This window comes from Bradyrhizobium sp. PMVTL-01 (assembly GCF_051861855.1).
GTDB lineage: Bacteria > Pseudomonadota > Alphaproteobacteria > Rhizobiales > Xanthobacteraceae > Bradyrhizobium.
The window spans coordinates 280,674-299,630 of record NZ_CP193982.1 but is presented as its reverse complement, the minus strand read 5'-3'; the positions used below and the strand labels follow the sequence as shown (position 1 = coordinate 299,630).

The following is an 18,957-nucleotide window of genomic DNA, read 5'->3' as shown; positions in this document are numbered from 1 at the left end:
AGGGGCCGATGGAAATCGCGAGTTCGTAAATGCTTCCGTAGAGTTCGGAGCTTCTGACGCGGCCACAAGCGGTTGGATTCGCCAAGGCATGAATACGTTAATACAGGAAGGGCGCACCGCAGTGATAAACATTAAGACGTGCGGAGCTGCGGGGCGAGTTCTAATGCTGGATTCAGTACGGTAGCAGTTGCCCACGTGGGATGAAGCTCGGACAAGAGCGTTGGGCCGGGGCAGCACATGCTTGGAAATAGTGCAGCGATTTGAATCGCTTACTATCCTATTGATTTTTCAACATGAATCCGATATATATACCGGCGGTGATCTGAACCTAGGCACATCCTAGTAGTAGGATTGCCCTGGGCGGGTGGGCAACCATCCGCCCCCAATTTTTATAGCTCTACAATTCCCAGCGCGTTATTCCGGCTTGCCACACGGTTCAAAACGGGCTGCAAACGGTCAAAGTACATCTCTGCGTGCTGCCGTTTAATGTAGGCACTCGGCTTATATTTCTGATGAAGGAAGTACGCCGCAACGTCTGCCATCTGCACCGGCAGTGTATGCGCTGAATCTTTCCCATAAGGGTCTTCAATCACGCGCGTAATCGGAAGGTTTCTAGAACCTGCACCGAACCATGCATTGTTCGGAATATAGTTTATAACCGCCATTTTTCTGACGAGCTGAGACAGCTTTTTGCCAGAAGTCGCGTCGGTAATAACTATCCCATAGTCGTCTCGGTGGCCGCCCGGAAAATTTCCCGCTGTCAGCGTATTTTCAAACCTCTGGAAAAGGGTTTGCCACGCACGCAGGAAGACATCATAGTCAGCGGCCTTGCCCGCCTTTTTCGTGACGATGTTTGTGATTGAAACATAATCCAGTTTCGCCAATTCATCGATTGTAACCCGGAGTGTTGCCAGCCTTGTATTTCTCGGCAGATCTATGGGTTTTTTGTTGATGAAATGGGCAGCATGAATCTCAGTTCTCACAGGCAGTCCGTAGTTGGCGCGCAACTTGCGCCGCAAGGCGATAAGGGCAGCCAAAAAGTCGCGCCATCTGCTTTCGTGCACGACAAGGCCTGAGAGAACAAAATATTCGGTTGGCGAGTTGACTAAACCGCTATCGCCGCTTTCATCGACATACATCAAATACATTCTTTGCAGGTTGCATGAGCTATGAGGTTCGCGCAATAGCCCGCTACCAATACCCCTTCCACTGGAGCGATACGGGTGCTGCAAAGCGGCATCAGTGACTCCTCAGGGATTCCTACCCGAAAAAATTTGCCTTCCGTGATGGTGCGGACCGTCATCCCGCTGTTCACAGGGCAGGGTAGCCGTTCCGGATTAGGCAGGCTGGATGGCCCGCCTTTGGCGGGACGTGAGGCTCCTCCGCGAGCGATTTTTCGCTTGGCTGCTGACCCGGCGCTGACCCGAGCCTGGCCTTGGCGAAATTCGCCCACGCAAAAAGAAACCGAATTCTCTTGAAATTTCAAGGTGGTGCCGCAAGAGGGATTCGAACCCCCGACCCCGTCATTACGAATGACGTGCTCTACCGACTGAGCTATTGCGGCGAACCCTGCCGGGACCGGGGCGATGCCGGTCCCGATACGCGCGCTCCTGATATCGGGCATGGCCTGAATTGGCAAGGACAAGCGGGACGCGAAATGCGCTTCACGCGCCCCAGCGGGACCAGAATCCGCGCCAGCCGCCGGCCTGGGCCTTTGCCTGGGCCTTGGGTGTGCCGATTTGTTCCGTAAATTCGTCGCTCGGGCCGTCGTCGTCGATCCCGGGATCGTCGGGCGCGCGGACGATCGGGATCACGGCGGGGATCGGGGCAGGGGCCGGCTTGCCGTCGGCGCGGGGCCGGAACACCGGCGTTGCCGCCGGCGGTGCTGATTCGGCGGGATCGGGGGCCGGAGTGACCGGGTCGGCAGGTTCCGCCGCCGGCTCGTCCCTGACGGCTTCGTTGGCGGCCTCCTTGACGTCCTCCTTGACGTCCTCCTTGGCGGTTTCCTTGGTCTCAGGAGGAGAATTGTCCTGGGCGGCGGGTGCCGGAGCCGGTGTAGGCACGACCGGTTCCACCGGGCTCTCGCTCGGAGCCGCCGTCACCCGCTTCGGCGGCGGGGCCGCCAGCATGGCTTCCTCGAAGGCCGAGGATTCGATCGTGGTCGCCTTGTCCGAGGGCAGGCTGGCGACCGGCGTCTGCCATTGGAAGGCGTCGAGCCGGCCGGTGACCGGGGAGACCGGGCGCCAGCGATCGCTGACATAGCCGTCCGCGGTCCAGGCCGGATCGTGGCGGGCGCGCACCGCGCGCAGGGTCCAGGCGCGGGCACGGCCGCTATCGCCATGCTCGGCGCGCTCGATCTCGGCCATCAACAGCGCGACGCGCTGGGTCGGATCGTTGAGATAGGGCGCGAGCACCTGGCGCGCGCGGGCGAACTCGGAGGCATCGATCGCGGCGCGTGCGATCGCGAGCTGGCCCTCGACATGGCCCGGCTTGTCGGCCGATGTCTTCGCAGCAAGGGTCTCGACCCGCTGCAGGCGCTGCCGCGCGGAATCGCCGAGCTTCACATGCGCATAGGCGTCCGCGAGATCGGGATGCGGATTGGCGAGCCAGGCTGTCTCGACCAGCTTCATGGCGCGGCGCACCTGATGCGCCTCGCTCTCGAATTTTGCGGCAAGCACCGCGGCCGGCACCAGGGTCGGCGCGAGCTTGACCGCCTCCCTCACGCTCTCGCGCGCGACGTCGCGGTCCATCTTTTCCAATTCCAGCGCGCGCGCCGTGAGCAGAACGCCGCGCTGGCGGCGATAGGCCGGCTTGTCGATCAGGCCAGCGGACAGATTCGAATCGAGGATCGCGAGCGCGCCGCTCCAGTCACCGCGGGCGCAGCGGAAGCCCAGCACCGCATGCGAGGCCCAGGTCGAGGACGGCGACAGCTTGAGCGCTTCCTCCGCGATCATCACGGCGCCGACCGCATCGTCGGCGCGCTGCGCCTCGATGAACAGGCCGCGCAGGCCGAGCAGGCGCGTATCCTCACGCTCGGCCATGGCGCGGAACACGCGCTGGGCCTCGTCACGCTTGCCTTCGAGCTGGGCCGATTGCGCATGCAGCAGCAGCGCGAGCGGATCGTTCGGCGCGTGCCGCCGCGCCGCCTCGGCGTGCCGGCGGGCGAGCGCGGTGTCGCCATGGCCGATCGCGAGCAGGCCGTGGGTGATGGCGTGGCGACCGCGCGCGTGACGCTTTTCTTGACGGCGGCGGCGCATGCGGCCCGGCGTACGCCAGATCGTGGTCAGGATGCTCCAGACCAGCACGACGGCCGCGGCAAACAGGCCGAGCAAGAACACGAACCTCGGCAGCGTCGTCGAAGCGCGGAAGCTGCCCGCGGTCAGGACGAGATCACCGGGCTGGTCGGCAATCCAGGCCGCGCCGGCCGCCGCCAGCGCAATCAGGACAAGGAAAAGGACGATGCGAAGCATGGCGATCCCTATTACGCGCCGATTGTTGCGCGAATCTTATTGAGAAGATTTGGCGAGATCCGCCATGGCATCGTCGGCGAATTTGCGGGAGGCGGCGAGCGCGGCGTCGCGGGCATCGGCCTTGTCGAGCCAGGCCTGCGCCGGTGCGCGATCGGCCTCGGGCAAGGTCTTCAGCTCGCGCCGCGCCTCGACGAAATCGTTGCGGAGCGCCGCGGCCGTCACCCGGGCGACGATGGCGCCGCGATCGTTGCCGACGCCGTCGGTGCGCTCGATGCGCACGAGTTTCGACGCGCCGGCCTGCAAGCGCTCGACGATGCCGGCATTCGCGGCCGGGGCTTCCGCCGGCGGCGACAATTTCGGCACGATGTTGAGAAGCTCGCGGCTCAGCGCCACCGGTGTCGGAATGCCCGACGATGCGAACGTATCGAGCGGCTTCAGCATGTCGGGCCTGGCGGCGAGCGACCGCGCCGCCGACAGCTGCGACTGATAGGGATCGCCATGGCGCACCGCGACATCGAGCAGGGCCGCCGCCACCACGAAGCGCAACGGCTTGTCATCGATCTTTTTTGCTTCGGCGATCTTCTCGCCCTGCTGCGCGAGCTCGGCGCGTTCAGTCTTGCTGGCGCGCTCGAGCTGCGCGACGCGGTCGGTGAGTGCGCCAAGATCGGGCGCGGCCGGTGACGCTGATTTCGCATCGTTCAGCGCGCTTGCGGTCTTGTCGGACTGCGCGCGCAAATTGGCGATGTCGCCGCGCAGAGCGCTCGTCGATTTCTCCAGCGCGTCGATCCGCGCCACTATCGCCGGATCGGCGACGGGCTTGCCGGTCTTGGCCTCGACCGCGGCGAGGCGACCGCTCAGCGCATCGACCGTCGCGCTCGTCACTTGCGGCTCGGCCGGCGGCGCCTGCACCGCGGGCCAGCCCAGCATCCAGCCGACCCCGATCACGAGCGCTGCCGCCGCCGCACCGGAGAACGGTGCGATGACCCAGGGGGAAACCGGCCGCGAGGCGGATGCGGGCGCAATGGAAGGCTGCTCCTCGGCTGACTCGGGGTGAGGCTCGGGCTTGGTCTGCTCGACCTTTTCCTGCTCAGGCGCGGCCTGCTCGGCCGCCGGCTGAGCCCCGGGCTCGCCCGCCGCCTCCTGCGGCTGGGTCGAGACTTCGGTTGCCTCCAAATCGATGGTGGGCGGGGTGCGCTTGGCACGACCGGTGTCGGGAGCCAATCCTGCCTCTTCAGGCTTGTCGTCGGCCATCGTGACGGTTCCTCACACTTCCATACCTTGCACACATCCTGGCATAGATCCTTAAACGGACCCGATTGCGTCGGATTCGGCCCGACCTCTTACGCCAAACGGGTACGCAAAGCACGCTCCAAGGTGTCAAATAAGGCATTTTCGTCCGGCGTCGCGGCCACCAGAACCTGCGGCGCACCGGCATCGCGCAGCACGCCGGCGACCGTCTCGGACAGGCAGCATTGCGGGATCGCCAGCGCCGAAATTTCGACGCCTTCATCCCGCGCTGCATCCAGAAACGCCCGCGCGCTGCGCCGGGAGTAGTGCAGCACCGCCTCGACGCGGTGGGCGGCAAAGCCCTCGCAGACCTCGGGCGGCAGGTGCTTGACCGGCGCCATGCGATAGGTCGTTTGCGTAACCACGTTAAATCCTTCCGCACCGAGCTCACCGCCGAGATCGCGCGACAGATCCGCACCGGCAAGATAGAGCAACGTGCTTCTCTTCTTCAGCTTGTCGCGCGCACTTTGCACGACCTTATCGCGCAAGGCTGCGGCATTGCCGCCGGCGACGATGATCTCGCCAAAGCCGGCGTCGCGCGCGGCAGACGCGGTGTGCTCGCCGACCGCGAACAGCGGCAGCTCCAGAAGACCGAGGTCCCGCAATTGCGGCGCGACGGCGCGGATCGCATTGGCCGACGTGACGATGACGGCGCCATAGCCCGCTTCACTCTCGTCGTGGAAGGCGACGGGCTCGAACTTGAGCACCGGCGCGAGCAGCACCACATGCCCCCGCGCGCGCAGATTTTCCGCCGTCGCCTCATTGTCGGGATGCGGCCGTGTGACAAGAATGGACATCGCTGCTGTTCCCGAGGCGCGTGACGGGTGAAGCATCCATCAGGATGGCTGCGCGTGACGATTGCGCAAGCCGACCCCGGGATGCTACCGGACTTACCAGAACGCTGCTTTATGGCTCAGTGCAAGGGCGCAAATTGGATAACGATTCGCCAATGCTGGTATTGGGTATCGAAACCACCTGCGACGAGACCGCCGCGGCGGTGATCGAGCGCGCGCCCGGCGGCAGCGGCAAGATCCTGTCCAACATCGTGCGGTCGCAGGTCGAGGAGCATGCCCGCTTCGGCGGCGTGGTGCCGGAGATCGCCGCGCGCGCGCATGTCGACGTGCTCGACGGGATCATCGACCGCGCCATGCACGAGGCCGGCATCGACTATGCCCAGCTCGACGGCGTCGCCGCGGCGGCAGGGCCGGGGCTGATCGGCGGCGTCATCGTCGGGCTCACCACCGCGAAGGCGATCGCGATGGTGCATGACACCCCGCTGGTCGCGGTGAACCATCTGGAAGCACACGCGCTGACGCCGCGTCTCACCGACGGCATCGATTTTCCCTACTGCCTCTTCCTCGCCTCGGGCGGCCATACCCAGATCGTGGCGGTCACCGGCGTCGGCGAGTATGTGCGGCTCGGCACCACCGTTGACGACGCCATCGGCGAAGCCTTCGACAAGGTCGCGAAGATGCTGGGGCTGCCTTATCCCGGCGGCCCGCAGGTCGAACGCGCGGCGGCAAGCGGCGATGCTGCGCGGTTCGCCTTCCCGCGACCGATGCAGGGGCGCCCCGATGCCAATTTCTCGCTGTCCGGATTGAAGACGGCCGTCCGCACCGAAGCAAGCCGGCTCGCCGAGATCACGCCGCGGGACATCAGTGATCTCTGCGCGAGCTTCCAGGCCGCGGTGCTGGATTCGACCGCCGACCGGCTCAGCATCGGCCTCAAGCTTTTCCGCGAGCAATTCGGCGCGCCGCGCGCGCTCGTGGCCGCCGGTGGCGTCGCCGCCAATCAGGCGATCCGCGGCGCGCTGCACGACGTCGCGCGGGAGGCCCGGACGCAACTGATCATGCCGCCGCCGGCGCTCTGCACCGACAATGGCGCGATGATCGCCTGGGCCGGCGCCGAACGTCTCGCGCTGGGACTGACCGACACGATGGAGGCGCAGCCGCGCGCACGCTGGCTGCTCGACGCCAATGCGACGGCGCCGGCCGGCTACGGCAAGACGCGGGCGGGATATTGAATGTTGTGGTGTCGCCGTGAGCTCCACTTCACCTCGCCCCGCTTGCGGGGAGAGGTTGAATTCGATCGCAGATCGAATTCGGGTGAGGGGGACCTTCTCTCTCTGTCACCATCCCTGCAGAGACTCCCCCTCACCCCGACCCTCTCCCCGCAAGCGCGAGGGAGTGGAGGGCTCGAGCCATGACCGCGTTACAATCCGTCGCGGTGATCGGAGCGGGCGCCTGGGGGACCGCGCTGGCGACGGTGGCGGCGCGGGCAGGGCGACGCGTCACGCTCTGGGCGCGCAACGCGGAGCATGCGACGCGGATTGCCTCGACGCGCGACAATCCGCGGCTACCAGGCGTGCGGCTGGTGCCGGAGATCGTGGTGACGAGCGATCTCGCGGAGGCATCGCGCGCGGAGATGCTGCTGATCGCAACGCCTGCGCAACATCTGCGCGGCGCGGTCAACATGCTGGCCTCGCACCTCGCAAAGCCAATTCCGATCATCGCCTGCGCCAAGGGCATCGAGCACGGCACCCACAAGTTCATGACCGACGTGATCGCGGAGGCCGCGCCGCATGCAATGCCGGCGATCCTGTCGGGTCCGAGCTTTGCCGACGACGTCGCGCGCGGCCTGCCGACGGCGGTGACATTGGCGGCGAAGGACGACGCGCTGGCGAGCAGCCTCGTGCAGGCGCTGGGCTCACCGACATTCCGCCCCTATCACTCCACCGACATCCGCGGCGTCGAGATCGGCGGCGCGGCCAAGAACGTGCTGGCGATCGCGGTCGGCATTGCGGTCGGGCGCAGGCTCGGCGCCTCGGCCCAGGCGGCGCTGACGACGCGCGGCTTTGCCGAGCTGACGCGCCTCGGCCGCGCGCTCGGCGCGCGCGGCGAGACGCTCACCGGCCTGTCCGGCCTCGGTGACCTCATCCTGACCTGCTCGAGCCCGCAATCGCGCAATTTCGCGCTCGGCCTCGCCCTCGGGCGCGGCGAGCAGCCGTCTGCAGGCAAGCTCGCCGAGGGCGAGTTCACCGCGCCGGTGCTGATCGAGCTCGCGGCTTCGCAAAACATCGAGATGCCGGTATCAGAAGCGGTCGCTTCGATCCTGGGCGGCCGGAGCACGATCGACGCCGCCATTTCGGGATTGTTGACGCGTCCCTTCAAGGCAGAGGAATGAGCATGGCGTACTGGCTGGTGAAATCCGAACCGTCGGTGTGGTCCTGGGACCAGCAGGTGGCGAAGGGCGCCAAGGGCGAAGCCTGGACCGGCGTGCGCAATTACACCGCGCGTCAGAACCTCGTGAACATGCAGAAGGGCGACAAGGCGTTCTTCTATCATTCCAACGAGGGCAAGGAGATCGTCGGCATCGTCGAGATCATCAAGGAGGCCTACACCGACCCAACCGACAAGACCGAAAAATTCGTCTGCGTCGACATCAAGGCCGACAAGCCGCTGAAGACACCGGTGACGATGGCCGCTATCAAGGCGGAGAAGAAACTCGCCGACATGGCCCTGGTGAAATATGCGCGCCTGTCGGTGCAGCCGGTGACGGCCGAGGAATGGAAGCTGGTTTGCAAGATGGGCGGACTGTAGGAACTACGAAGTCCCAGCTTGCGCCTCCGGCAACGCCAAGACCTCGCAGGGCGAGGCGATGCCGCGCAGCTTGTGCCGCCCGAGCGCAACCAGCGGCATCTCCGTCTCCGCCGCGAGCGCACCCGAGACCAGCACAGTCCTGGCGAGCGGCTTGCACAGGCCTTCGAGCCGGCTGACGAGATTGACGGCAGGACCGATCGCGGTGAAATCCAGTCGATTGGCGGCGCCGATATTTCCCCAGAGCATCTCGCCGAGATGAAGCGCGGCGCCGAACGCGAGCGGCGGCAAGCCTTGCGCCCGTCGCTCTGCGTTGAGATACGCCATTCCGGCTTCGGCTGCGCCTGCGGCACGCAGGGCCGCCTCGCAGGCGCGACGCGGCGACGCCTCGACCACCGGAAAGATCGCGAGCACGCCGTCACCGATGAATTTCAGCACCTCGCCGCCGAAGGCGTGAACGGCACCGGCAATGCGGTCGAACCAGGCATCGAGTGCGGCGATGATGTCGGCGGGCAGACTGGTTTCCGACAAGGTGGTGAAGCCGCGCAGATCGGCATAAAGCAGCGCCGCCTGGATGGTCTCCCCGAGGTCGCGCCGCAGCGGTGCCGCTAGCACCCGCTCGGCACTGCGCTTGCCGAGATAAGCCTCCAGCGTCGCCCGCAAGGTGGCGCGCGCTGCGAGCACAGCCAGCGGGGTCGCGGCAAAGCGCGCGGCCTGGCGCAATTGCTCGATTTCGGCCGGCGTGAATTGACGCGGCGCGATCCAGCCGAGCACCGGCGCTGCGCGCCCGACAACATCTTCATGCACCTCGCCATCAGCGATGTCGCGCAGCCAGCGTCGGCCGGCATCGTTGGGCGGATCGGGCGCAAGGCCACCCGGCGCGAAGCCGAGCGCTTCGATGACGCTGCCACTCTCGGCGCGCCACAGCCAAGTCCGCTTCGCGATCAGCGGATGCGGCACCTCCAGCGTCAGGGCGCCTGCCGCAAGCGGCACACCGTCGGCAAGCAGATGCGCACCGAGGTCCGCAAGCAGGCGGTCGGCGCCGGGACTATCGGAGGCGGCATCGACAAGCCAGGCGAGGGTTGGAGAGAATTGCATGCCCCGATGATGGCCAAGGAGGGCCGCCTTTGTCACGGGCAATCCTTGACGGGCTGCCTTGGCGCCGCCATGTGCCAGTATCGCCTTAGGGATGATCGCAAATGACCGTGCAGTTCGTATTGCGACGCGAGACCCAGATCGCCGCCCCGCGCGCCACCGTCTTCGCCTATTTGACCGACCCTGAGAAAATCCTGAGCTGGATGGGCTCGGATGCGACCACCGAGCCTCATCCCGGCGGGCTCTACCTGCTCAAGGGGATCGGCCCGCGCGCCAGCGTCGCCCGCGGCGCCTTCCGCGAGGTCGTTCCGGTGCATCGTCTGGCTTACACGTTCGGCTGGGAGGGTGGTCAGGAAGTGCCGCCCGGCTCGAGCCTGATCGAGATCGACCTGATCGAACAGGATGGTGGCACGCTGCTGCGCATGACGCATAGCGGGCTGCCGACCGAGGAACAGGTGGCCGCGCACGCGAAGGGATGGACGCACTACCTAGCCCGGCTCACGAACGCCGCCGCGGGGCGCGATCCGGGTCCCGACAAAGGTGTTTCAGACAAGATGTAGCGACGGGGGCGGGTCACACCGCCGCGGTGGCCACCACCTGCGCCAGCAGCTGCTCTCGCCGAGCCTGCGAGCGCTGGCCCTTCATCGTCGCAGCAAAGCGCTCGAGGATGCCCTCTTCGAAGGCAGTGACGATGGTGTCATGCACGTAGCTCTTGCGGCAGATCGCCGGCGTATTGGAGAGCTTGTCGGCCGCGGCGCGGATCGCATCCAGCACCTGCTTCTTGCGGCCGCGCTGGCTGGTCGCCGGCGTGATCCGCGACAGCGATTCCACGACCACGGCTGACGCCATCAGCGTGCGAAAATCCTTCAGCGAGATCTTGATGCCCGCGATTTCGCGCAAGAACGCATTCACCTGCGTGGTGTTGACCGCGCGCACGATGCCGTAGGCGTCGCGGTACTGGAACATGCGCTTGCCGGGGACGCCCTGGAGAATGCCGATGGCGCGCACCAGCTTGGCCGCGTCGCATTCCTTGCGCACCGCCTTGCCGCCCTTGGCCTTGAAGGTCAGCACGAAGCAGTCGTCTTCCAGCGTGACGTTGGACTTCAGCAGCGTGGTGGCGCCGCGGGTGCCGTTGAGGCGGGCATAGGATTCGTTGCCCGGGCGGATCGCGGTGCGGGCGATCAGCTCGATCACGGCCGAGAGCGCGAATTCGCGCGTCGGCTCGTCGCCCGAGAGGAACGCAGAGACCTTGCGCCGGATTTTCGGCAGCGCGCCGACGAGCTTCTCCAGGCGATGCGCCTTGCGGTGCTCGCGGACCTTCTCCCAATCGGCGTGATAGCGGTATTGCAGCCGGCCCGCGGCATCGCGACCCACCGCCTGGAGGTGCGAGCTCGGGTCGGCGGAGTAACGCACGTCGCGATAGGCCGGCGGCACCGCCATGGCGTGCAGCCGACGGATGGTGCGGGCGTCGCGGATATGGGCACCGTTGGGGCGGACGAAGGAATAGCCCTTGCCGCGCTTGATGCGGCGGATGGTCAGCTCGTTCTGGTCGCCGAGCCGCAGCCCCAGCTCCTTGGCCAGCGCCTCGACCGCCGCCGGGGACGCCGAATCGAACACCTTTTTCGGGCTGGGGCGGGTGGAACCGGCCGGTTTCGGCCATTGTCCGAGGGCCTTAGCTAGCGCAATGGCAGCAGCATCGGCCGAAGCGGGCCGCATCGTCCCGAGATTCTGCTGATCCATCATAGTCTTACGCCTTGGCCCTGTGTGTTACCGTTCAATGCCGCTGTTCTGATGTTTGTTCCCTGCGGGGTCTCGTTGGACCCGGGGTAGCCACTTAGGGTGTCCCGAACCGTATTGCGAGTCCCGAATCAATGAAAAGCGGTTTCTAAATACCGTCTGCGACGCATGGGCGCCCTGCACGAGGCTGTTCCGGCGATTTGAGTAAAGAGCCGAAAGGCACCTGTCGGCCTGTTTCAGATTTGCGACAGCCAATCTGGCTGACCTTGATCCTCCGCATGGTCGGCGGCTCGCCGAAGGTCCAGCTTGTGCTCCTTGTCGGGTCCGGTTAGCCCGACGCATAATCCGTCAAATGATAAGGTCGGCATTGCCTGAGCTTGCCGCATGTGGAGGGAAATATGTCCGAGAAGATCTACGACGTGCCGGCGGAATGGGCAAAACGCGCCTGGGTCGACCAGGCCAAGTACAAGGACATGTACGCGCGCTCGATCTCGGACCCGAACGGCTTCTGGGCCGAACAGGCCAAGCGCCTCGATTGGATGAAGGCGCCGACCAAAATCGAGAACGTTTCCTTCGCGCCCGGCAATATCTCGATCAAATGGTTCGAGGACGGCATCCTCAACGTCGCCCACAACTGCATCGACCGGCATCTCCACAGGCGCGCCAACCAGACCGCGATCATCTGGGAAGGCGACGATCCCTCCCAATCCCGCCACATCACGTATAAGGAGCTGCACGACGAGGTCTGCCGGATGGCCAACATCCTGCGCACCCGTAACGTCAAGAAAGGCGACCGCGTCACCATCTACCTGCCGATGATCCCCGAGGCCGCCTATGCGATGCTGGCCTGCGCGCGAATCGGCGCGATCCATTCCGTGGTGTTCGCAGGCTTCTCGCCCGACAGCCTCGCCCAGCGCATCAACGACTGCAAATCCAAGGTGATCATCACCGCCGACGAAGGCCTGCGCGGCGGCAAGAAGGTGCCGCTGAAGGCCAATGTCGACGCGGCGCTCGCCAAGGCGGACGGCGTCGATTGGGTCGTCGTGGTCAAGCGCACCGGCGGTCAGGTCGATATGAATCCGTCGCGCGATCTCTGGTATCACGACGCCGCCAAGATGGTGACGGCGGATTGCCCGGTCGAGCACATGCACGCCGAAGACCCGCTGTTCATCCTCTACACCTCGGGCTCGACCGGCCAGCCCAAGGGCGTGCTGCACACCACCGGCGGCTATCTCGTGTTCGCCTCGATGACGCATCAATACGTCTTCGACTATCACGAGGGCGACATCTACTGGTGCACCGCCGACGTCGGATGGGTCACCGGCCACAGCTACATTCTCTATGGTCCGCTGGCCAACGGCGCGACCACGCTGATGTTCGAGGGCGTGCCGAATTACCCGGATAATTCGCGGTTCTGGAACGTCATCGACAAGCACAAGGTCAACATCTTCTACACCGCGCCGACTGCGATCCGCGCCCTCATGCAGAGCGGTGACGAGCCGGTGAAGAAGACCTCGCGCGCTTCGCTACGCCTGCTCGGCTCGGTCGGCGAGCCCATCAATCCCGAAGCCTGGGAATGGTATCATCGAGTCGTCGGCGAGGACCGCTGTCCGATCGTCGACACCTGGTGGCAGACCGAGACCGGCGGCATTTTGATCACGCCGCTGCCGGGCGCGACGAAACTCAAGCCGGGTTCGGCGACGCAGCCGTTCTTCGGCGTGGTGCCTGAAATCGTCGATGCCGACGGCAAGGTGCTGGAAGGTGAGACCACCGGCAATCTCTGTCTCACGCGGTCATGGCCGGGCCAGATGCGCACGGTCTATGGCGATCACGCGCGCTTCGAGCAGACCTACTTCTCGACCTACAAGGGCAAGTATTTTACGGGCGACGGCTGCCGACGCGATGCCGACGGCTATTACTGGATCACCGGCCGCGTCGACGACGTCATCAACGTCTCCGGCCATCGCATGGGCACCGCGGAAGTCGAGAGTGCGCTGGTTGCGCATGAGAAGGTGTCGGAGGCAGCGGTGGTCGGCTTCCCGCACGACATCAAGGGCCAGGGCATCTACGCCTATGTCACGCTGATGGCCGGCGTGCAGCCGACCGACGATCTGCGGAAAGAACTCGTGACCTGGGTGCGCAAGGAGATCGGCCCGATCGCCTCGCCCGACCAGATCCAGTTCGCCCCTAGCCTGCCCAAGACCCGCTCCGGCAAGATCATGCGTCGCATCCTGCGCAAGATCGCCGAGGACGAGCCGGGCAGCCTGGGCGACACCTCAACCCTCGCCGATCCCGCCGTGGTCGACGATCTCGTCAAGAACCGGCAGAACAAGAAGTCGGCATAAGGCCGATCTCGTGCCCCGGACGCAGCGCAGCGCTCCTTCAGCGGTGCGCTGCCGAGCTGGGCCCGACGGCAGATCCTGCGGCCTCCTGGGTCCCCGCGCTGCGTCGCGTCACTTCGTGCTGCGCCTTGTCCGGGACACGACCCGCGGTTCGCGTTGATCTGCCTGAAACAACAGCCATTCATATCCTCACGCTCTTGTCAGGGCGCGCGGCGGCGTGGCCGCATCTTTCCCTCCAGTGTTGTTTTCAGGTCATTTACTTTATTTCCAACATTTCCTTTGTTCACCGATTGGCTGGCCCTGGGCGGCCACGCTTGGAAACCATCCGGTTAACGGGCGCGGTCAATACTGTGTGGGCGAGCCGGGCCGTTGCCGGGTATTTTGCGTAGATTGGACGACCCGTTCGGGCCAACGGAAGGGAGGCATTGATGTCGATGAGGATTGCTGTGGCGGTCGCCGCCACCATCGGGGCAGGGGTCGTGATGTCGACGGCAGCCGAGGCACGGCCGGAGCTGGTGGGAGCGCATCCAGGCGACTATTCGCCGGGCACCATCGTGGTGAAGACCAACGAGCGCAAGCTCTACCTCATCCTCGATAGCGGTCACGCCGTGCGCTACCCGGTCGGCGTCGGCAGGTCCGGCAAGCAGTGGGCCGGCACCACCCGCATCGACGGCAAGTATCGCAACCCGGCCTGGTCGCCGCCCGCCGAGGTCAAGCGCGACAAGCCGCAGCTACCCGACGTCATTCCCGGCGGCTCGCCGCGCAACCCGATGGGCGTTGCCGCCATGACTCTGGCCGGCGGCGAATATGCCATCCACGGCACCAACGTGCCGGGCTCGGTCGGCGGCTTCGTCTCCTATGGCTGCATCCGCATGCTCAACGACGACATCACCGATCTCTACAGCCGCGTCTCCGTCGGCACGACGGTTGTCGTGACGCGCTGATCGCCAGGATCGCAGAGAATCGAAAAAGCCGGGTCGAACGACGCGGCTTTTTTGTTACCAGAAGCGTCTGCTCCGCGCGCACCAGCCGTCGCGGTGGCCGCCATCGTAGCTCCGCGCGTAGCCGCCGGCGAGCAGCGCCGCGGACACGTTGGCGGTGCGCCTGGTGGCGAGTCGGCGAGAACGCGGCCGTATTTGTCGGCTCCGAGATTGCTGATGGTCACGTCACCCTGGCCGAGCAAATCGCGCAGCGCGGCGGTCGCGGCCTTGGCCTTGTCCAGTTCATCCTGACAGGATGCTTTCATCTCCGGCGCGTCAATGCCGCGAAGGCGAACCCGCACGACGAGATCGCGGCCGTTGCGCTGGAGCACGCGTGCGAGAAAAGTATCGCCGTCGATGGTGCGGATGACATCGACCGGCTGGCGTGCATTGGCGTTGCCGGACTGCTGCAGGACGATCTCGACGTCCTGCGACCGGCCGTCATTCGCATGCGGAATGGGCCAGTTGGTTCCGTGCCGGAACGTCAGCACGATCGCGACGGCGACGCCGACCACGAACATCCACGGGAGCAAACCGGAGAAGCGGCGGCCAAAGGGCGAGCCGCTGTAGGACCGCCGATGTGGAGGGCTGGGCTCGAAGCGCGGCATGCGCAGACGCTACGGCTGAGTCGGCCGAACCGGCAAGGTGCCTCAAGAGGAGAGTACGTAGGAAGACGAGGGTATGCCGGATCTGCAGCTCAAAAATCGGAGGCAATGCCTTTGCGCTCCCAATCCCCGTAACGGGTGGGCTCAGGCCCCTTCGGTCCCTGCAATTCCTTGGGCCCCGCTTCGGCATGAGCCGCAGCAGCCGCCTGCCGGCGCGCGTCGGCCTCGGCCAACGCACGCTGGGCAGCTGGCGGGAGCTGCTTGCGATCAGGAACGGAGGGTTGGTCACTCATGTCGGCGCTCCCTAGCGCAAGATCACGGGGCATGCGAGGTCCAAAATCGCATTGCTGAAATGGTCATGGCGGGCTGCAAACGCGAGACGCCATTCTTACATTTGGCATATTCGCGTGCCACAGATCGAATTCTCTAGGCATGCGCCATAGCGGCGGAACTGCCGCTCGCTCAGAACCTTGCTTCCGCATGCCATCTCAACGTTTCGCCCCACCATCCGAAGTGCCTGGTCTCGCGGCACGGCGGATTGCCGCCGACATCATCGACGGCGTGCTGCACAAGCACCGCACGCTCGACGACCAGCTCGACGGCGGCGGCGCCCATCCCGGACTGAAGACGCTGGCCGACCGCGACCGCGCACTGATGCGCCGCCTGGTTGCGACCGTGCTGCGCCGGCTCGGCACGCTTGGCCATGTGCTGTCCCGCCTGCTCGACAAGGGCATTCCCTCCGACGCACCGCGCGCGCAGAGCGCGCTCCTGATCGGCGCCGCCCAGATCCTCTGGATGGACGTGCCCGATCACGCTGCCGTCGATCTCTCCGTCCGCCTCGTGCAATCCGACCGACGCGCAGCCCGTTATGCGGGTCTCGTCAATGCCGTGCTGCGCCGCTGCGCGCGCGAGGGCAAGGCGCTGATCGACGAGGTCGCGGCGCAATCGCTGGATCTGCCGCCCTGGCTGCTTTCGCGCTGGAGCGCGCATTATGGCGAGAACGCCGCGAGGGACATGGCGCTGGCGCTCGGCCATGAGCCGTCGCTCGATCTGACCGTGAAGTCGGACGCCGGACAATGGGCGAGCCGCCTGCATGGCGAGACGCTGCCGACCGGGACGGTGCGGATGCTGCTGCACGGCTCAGTGACCATGCTGCCCGGCTTCGCCGAGGGACAATGGTGGGTGCAGGACGCCGCCGCCGCATTGCCTGCCCGGCTGTTCGGCGACATCAAGGGCAAGTCCATCGCCGATCTCTGCGCCGCGCCCGGCGGCAAGACCGCGCAACTGGCGCTATCAGGCGCGCAGGTCACGGCGATCGACCGCTCGCCTGTCCGTGTGGCGCGGCTGCGGGAGAATCTGGCGCGGCTGTCGCTCCAGGCCGAGACCGTCGTCGCCGACGCGGTGGAGTGGGCCGGCCCTGCCGAAGGTTTCGACGGCATCCTGATCGACGCGCCCTGCACCTCGACCGGCACCATCCGCCGTCATCCCGACGTCGCCTGGCTCCGGCAGGAATCGGACATCGCCGCCCTGACCGCGCTCCAGCAGCGGCTGCTGAAGAAATCCGTCTCGCTGCTCAAGCCCGGCGGCACGCTGGTGTACTGCACCTGTTCGCTGGAACCCGAGGAAGGCGAGCAGGCCGTGGCCGCGCTGCTGGCCACGGAGCCCTCGCTTCGCCGCGTCCCGATCGATGCTTCCGAGCTCGCCGGTCTTAGCGAGATCATCACTGCCGATGGCGACCTGCGCACCCTGCCGAGCCATCTGCCGAACGCCGATCCCAGGCTCGGCGGGCTCGATGGATTCTTTGCAAGCCGGCTCGTTAAATCCTGATTTTGCACTGGTTTTTGCAATCCCGACGCTGATTCGCGCCGTTCAGGGTGGTGTCAGGCGGCCGATTTTGGGATTAATAGGGATTCGTCGGAATCCTCTCTCCCCCTTCAAGGCAAGGCGTGTCGGTCGCTCAACGCAGACGTATCTCGACGCTGGTCATGAACCGCTTCGCGCGGAACATGCTCGCGCGCGCGAGTGGCGGCTCGGTCGCGCTGTCGCGGGTCTGGCCCGGCCGCACCGACCGGCTGATCATCGCGCCGCATGATTTACGCACCGCGGATGCGACCCGCGCCGCCGAGATCTATGCCGGCCGCTTCGTCTTCGCCGGCAAGATCGTCAATTGCCACGGTCGCTCGATCTTCGATCTCGAGCCGCCGTCGGAGGATTGGGAGGTCGCACTGCTCGGCTTCGGCTGGCTGCGCCATTTGCGCGCTGCCGACACCGCGCTGACGCGGGCCAATGCGCGCGCGCTGGTCGAGGACTGGATCGCCAACCCCGCCAACAAGCGCCGCCCCGTCGCGCGTCGCGCCGACGTGCTGGCGCGGCGCGTGATCTCGCTGCTGTCACAGGCGCCGCTGGTGCTCAACGACACCGACAACAAATTCTACCGTCGCTATTTGCGCGCGCTCGCACGCGAGATCCGCTTCCTGCGCTACACCATGGTCGACATCCCCGACGGGGTGCCGAAGCTGCAGGTGCTGATCGCGCTGTGCTATTCGGCGTTGTGCCTCGCCAACCAGGCGCGTCACATCCGCAGCGCCTCGAAGAAACTCTCGGACGAATTGCAGCGGCAGATCCTGCCCGATGGCGGCCACATCTCGCGCAATCCGGGCGCGCTCATCGAGCTCCTGATCGACCTCCTGCCGCTGCGCCAGACCTTTGCCGCGCGCAACATCGCGCCGCCGCCGGCGCTGCTCAATGCCATCGACCGCATGATGCCGATGCTGCGCTTCTTCCGCCACGGAGACGGCAATTTCGCGCTGTTCAACGGCATGAGCGCCACGCCTTCCGACCTGCTCGCGACGCTGCTCGCCTATGACGACACCCACGGAGCGCCGATGGCGAACATGCCGCATACCGGCTTCCAGCGCCTCGATGCCGGCCAGACCACGTTGATCATCGACACCGGCCCGCCGCCGCCGGCCGGCGTCAGCCACGACGCCCATGCCGGCTGCCTGTCCTTCGAATTGTCCTCCGGCAGCAGCCGCATCGTCACCAATTGCGGCATGCCGACCACGGGCCGCGACAATTGGCGGCCGTTCGCCCGTGGCACCGCCGCGCATTCGACGCTGGCCTATCGCGACACGTCGTCATGCCAGTTCGTCGAGATGTCGGCGATGAAGCGGCTCCTGCACGGCTCGCCCGTCACCAGCGGTCCGGTCCAGGTCGAGAGCTATCGCGAGGTCGTGCAGGACGGCACGCTGCTCACCACCTCGCATGACGGCTATCTCTCCAGATTCGGCGCGATCCATCGCCGCGTGCTGATGATCACCAATGACGGCGCGCGCATCGATGGAGAGGACACGCTGTCGCCGCCGCAGGGCGGTCGCTTCAAGGGCGCCGATGCCGATTTCGCGCTGCGCTTTCATCTACATCCGGCTGTGAAGGCGAGCCGGCTGTCGGATGCCCGCGGCGTCATGCTGGTGCTGCCGAACCGCGACGTCTGGACCTTCGAGGCGCTCGACGACAAGGTGGACCTCGAGGACAGCGTGTTCCTGGCCGGCAATGACGGCCCGCGCCGCACTGCCCAGATCGTGATCCGCCAGGACGCACGGCAGTCCCCTTCGATCCGCTGGAGCTTTATCCGCTCCACCGCCTCGCCGGCCGTCACCAATGCCCGCCGCAACGCCAGGCGCGAGCCGGAACTTCCGCTGTAAACAGGCGTAATCCGGCCCTATCTACCCGTTGAGACGAGCGCCAAAAGCTGCTATCGAGCCCTCGCTCGCGCGACTGGCGACCTTGGATGGAGCACCATCGGGAAGCGCGGGACATATCAGCCGCGCGCCTGGGCATAGACA

General features: G+C 65.8%; 15 protein-coding genes, 1 tRNA gene, 1 pseudogene and 1 riboswitch. Of the genes and pseudogenes, 8 read left to right on the top strand and 9 right to left on the bottom strand.

What is annotated here, in order from left to right:
• Positions 1 to 389: 389 nt before the first annotated feature.
• The 5 genes from ACRQ5Q_RS01390 to ACRQ5Q_RS01370 all read right to left on the bottom strand — a co-directional run bounded on the left by ACRQ5Q_RS01390 (position 390) and on the right by ACRQ5Q_RS01370 (position 5,554).
• Positions 390 to 1,139, bottom strand: a complete 750-nt coding sequence (locus ACRQ5Q_RS01390; RefSeq protein WP_439395682.1) for a DUF3800 domain-containing protein — start codon at positions 1,137 to 1,139, stop codon at positions 390 to 392.
• A gap of 349 nt (positions 1,140 to 1,488) precedes the next feature.
• A tRNA-Thr gene (locus ACRQ5Q_RS01385) sits at positions 1,489 to 1,564 on the bottom strand.
• A 100-nt stretch (positions 1,565 to 1,664) separates the two neighbouring features.
• Positions 1,665 to 3,470: a heme biosynthesis HemY N-terminal domain-containing protein gene (locus ACRQ5Q_RS01380; protein ID WP_439372298.1), complete on the bottom strand. Its 1,806-nt coding sequence runs from the start codon at positions 3,468 to 3,470 to the stop codon at positions 1,665 to 1,667.
• 36 nt (positions 3,471 to 3,506) lie between these two features.
• Positions 3,507 to 4,721, bottom strand: a complete 1,215-nt coding sequence (locus tag ACRQ5Q_RS01375; RefSeq protein ID WP_439395680.1) for a COG4223 family protein — start codon at positions 4,719 to 4,721, stop codon at positions 3,507 to 3,509.
• A gap of 89 nt (positions 4,722 to 4,810) precedes the next feature.
• Positions 4,811 to 5,554: a uroporphyrinogen-III synthase gene (locus ACRQ5Q_RS01370; RefSeq protein WP_439372300.1), complete on the bottom strand. Its 744-nt coding sequence runs from the start codon at positions 5,552 to 5,554 to the stop codon at positions 4,811 to 4,813.
• 152 nt (positions 5,555 to 5,706) lie between these two features.
• Here ACRQ5Q_RS01370 and tsaD point away from each other — a divergent pair, with 152 nt between their 5' ends.
• The 3 genes from tsaD to ACRQ5Q_RS01355 all read left to right on the top strand — a co-directional run bounded on the left by tsaD (position 5,707) and on the right by ACRQ5Q_RS01355 (position 8,356).
• Positions 5,707 to 6,780: a tRNA (adenosine(37)-N6)-threonylcarbamoyltransferase complex transferase subunit TsaD gene (gene tsaD, locus ACRQ5Q_RS01365; RefSeq protein WP_439395678.1), complete on the top strand. Its 1,074-nt coding sequence runs from the start codon at positions 5,707 to 5,709 to the stop codon at positions 6,778 to 6,780.
• Between the two features lie 179 nt (positions 6,781 to 6,959).
• Complete coding sequence (locus tag ACRQ5Q_RS01360; RefSeq protein WP_439395676.1) at positions 6,960 to 7,940, top strand: NAD(P)H-dependent glycerol-3-phosphate dehydrogenase; 981 nt, start codon at positions 6,960 to 6,962, stop codon at positions 7,938 to 7,940.
• A 2-nt stretch (positions 7,941 to 7,942) separates the two neighbouring features.
• Complete coding sequence (locus ACRQ5Q_RS01355; protein WP_439372303.1) at positions 7,943 to 8,356, top strand: EVE domain-containing protein; 414 nt, start codon at positions 7,943 to 7,945, stop codon at positions 8,354 to 8,356.
• 3 nt (positions 8,357 to 8,359) lie between these two features.
• Here the strand turns inward: ACRQ5Q_RS01355 and ACRQ5Q_RS01350 are convergent, their stop codons facing one another.
• Positions 8,360 to 9,451 (bottom strand): adenylate/guanylate cyclase domain-containing protein, encoded by a 1,092-nt coding sequence (locus ACRQ5Q_RS01350; protein WP_439399960.1) that lies wholly within the window; start codon positions 9,449 to 9,451, stop codon positions 8,360 to 8,362.
• Between the two features lie 101 nt (positions 9,452 to 9,552).
• Between ACRQ5Q_RS01350 and ACRQ5Q_RS01345 the strand changes: the two genes are divergently transcribed.
• On the top strand, positions 9,553 to 10,008 hold the full coding sequence (locus tag ACRQ5Q_RS01345; RefSeq protein WP_439395674.1) for an SRPBCC family protein: 456 nt from the start codon (positions 9,553 to 9,555) through the stop codon (positions 10,006 to 10,008).
• Positions 10,009 to 10,021: 13 nt separating this feature from the next.
• Here ACRQ5Q_RS01345 and ACRQ5Q_RS01340 read toward each other — a convergent pair whose 3' ends face one another.
• The gene (locus tag ACRQ5Q_RS01340; RefSeq protein WP_439372305.1) at positions 10,022 to 11,191 is read right to left on the bottom strand and encodes a DNA topoisomerase IB; all 1,170 of its coding nucleotides are present in this window, start codon (positions 11,189 to 11,191) and stop codon (positions 10,022 to 10,024) included.
• Positions 11,192 to 11,583: 392 nt separating this feature from the next.
• On the opposite strand from ACRQ5Q_RS01340, the gene acs reads away from it, so the two are divergent.
• Both acs and ACRQ5Q_RS01330 read left to right on the top strand, forming a co-directional pair.
• Entirely contained in the window at positions 11,584 to 13,530 is a 1,947-nt protein-coding gene (gene acs / locus ACRQ5Q_RS01335) for an acetate--CoA ligase (protein ID WP_439395672.1), read from the top strand.
• A 425-nt stretch (positions 13,531 to 13,955) separates the two neighbouring features.
• Positions 13,956 to 14,471: a L,D-transpeptidase gene (locus ACRQ5Q_RS01330; RefSeq protein ID WP_439372307.1), complete on the top strand. Its 516-nt coding sequence runs from the start codon at positions 13,956 to 13,958 to the stop codon at positions 14,469 to 14,471.
• Between the two features lie 54 nt (positions 14,472 to 14,525).
• On the opposite strand, the pseudogene ACRQ5Q_RS01325 reads toward ACRQ5Q_RS01330, so the two are convergent.
• Positions 14,526 to 15,115 (bottom strand): annotated as a pseudogene (locus ACRQ5Q_RS01325) (thermonuclease family protein).
• An 89-nt stretch (positions 15,116 to 15,204) separates the two neighbouring features.
• Positions 15,205 to 15,405: a DUF1674 domain-containing protein gene (locus ACRQ5Q_RS01320; protein WP_439372309.1), complete on the bottom strand. Its 201-nt coding sequence runs from the start codon at positions 15,403 to 15,405 to the stop codon at positions 15,205 to 15,207.
• 187 nt (positions 15,406 to 15,592) lie between these two features.
• On the opposite strand from ACRQ5Q_RS01320, the gene ACRQ5Q_RS01315 reads away from it, so the two are divergent.
• Entirely contained in the window at positions 15,593 to 16,939 is a 1,347-nt protein-coding gene (locus ACRQ5Q_RS01315; protein WP_439372310.1) for an RsmB/NOP family class I SAM-dependent RNA methyltransferase, read from the top strand.
• A 158-nt stretch (positions 16,940 to 17,097) separates the two neighbouring features.
• A complete protein-coding gene (locus ACRQ5Q_RS01310; protein WP_439395670.1) occupies positions 17,098 to 18,816 on the top strand; it encodes a heparinase II/III family protein in 1,719 nt (572 codons plus the stop codon).
• Positions 18,817 to 18,875: 59 nt separating this feature from the next.
• Positions 18,876 to 18,957, top strand: a riboswitch (ZMP/ZTP riboswitch).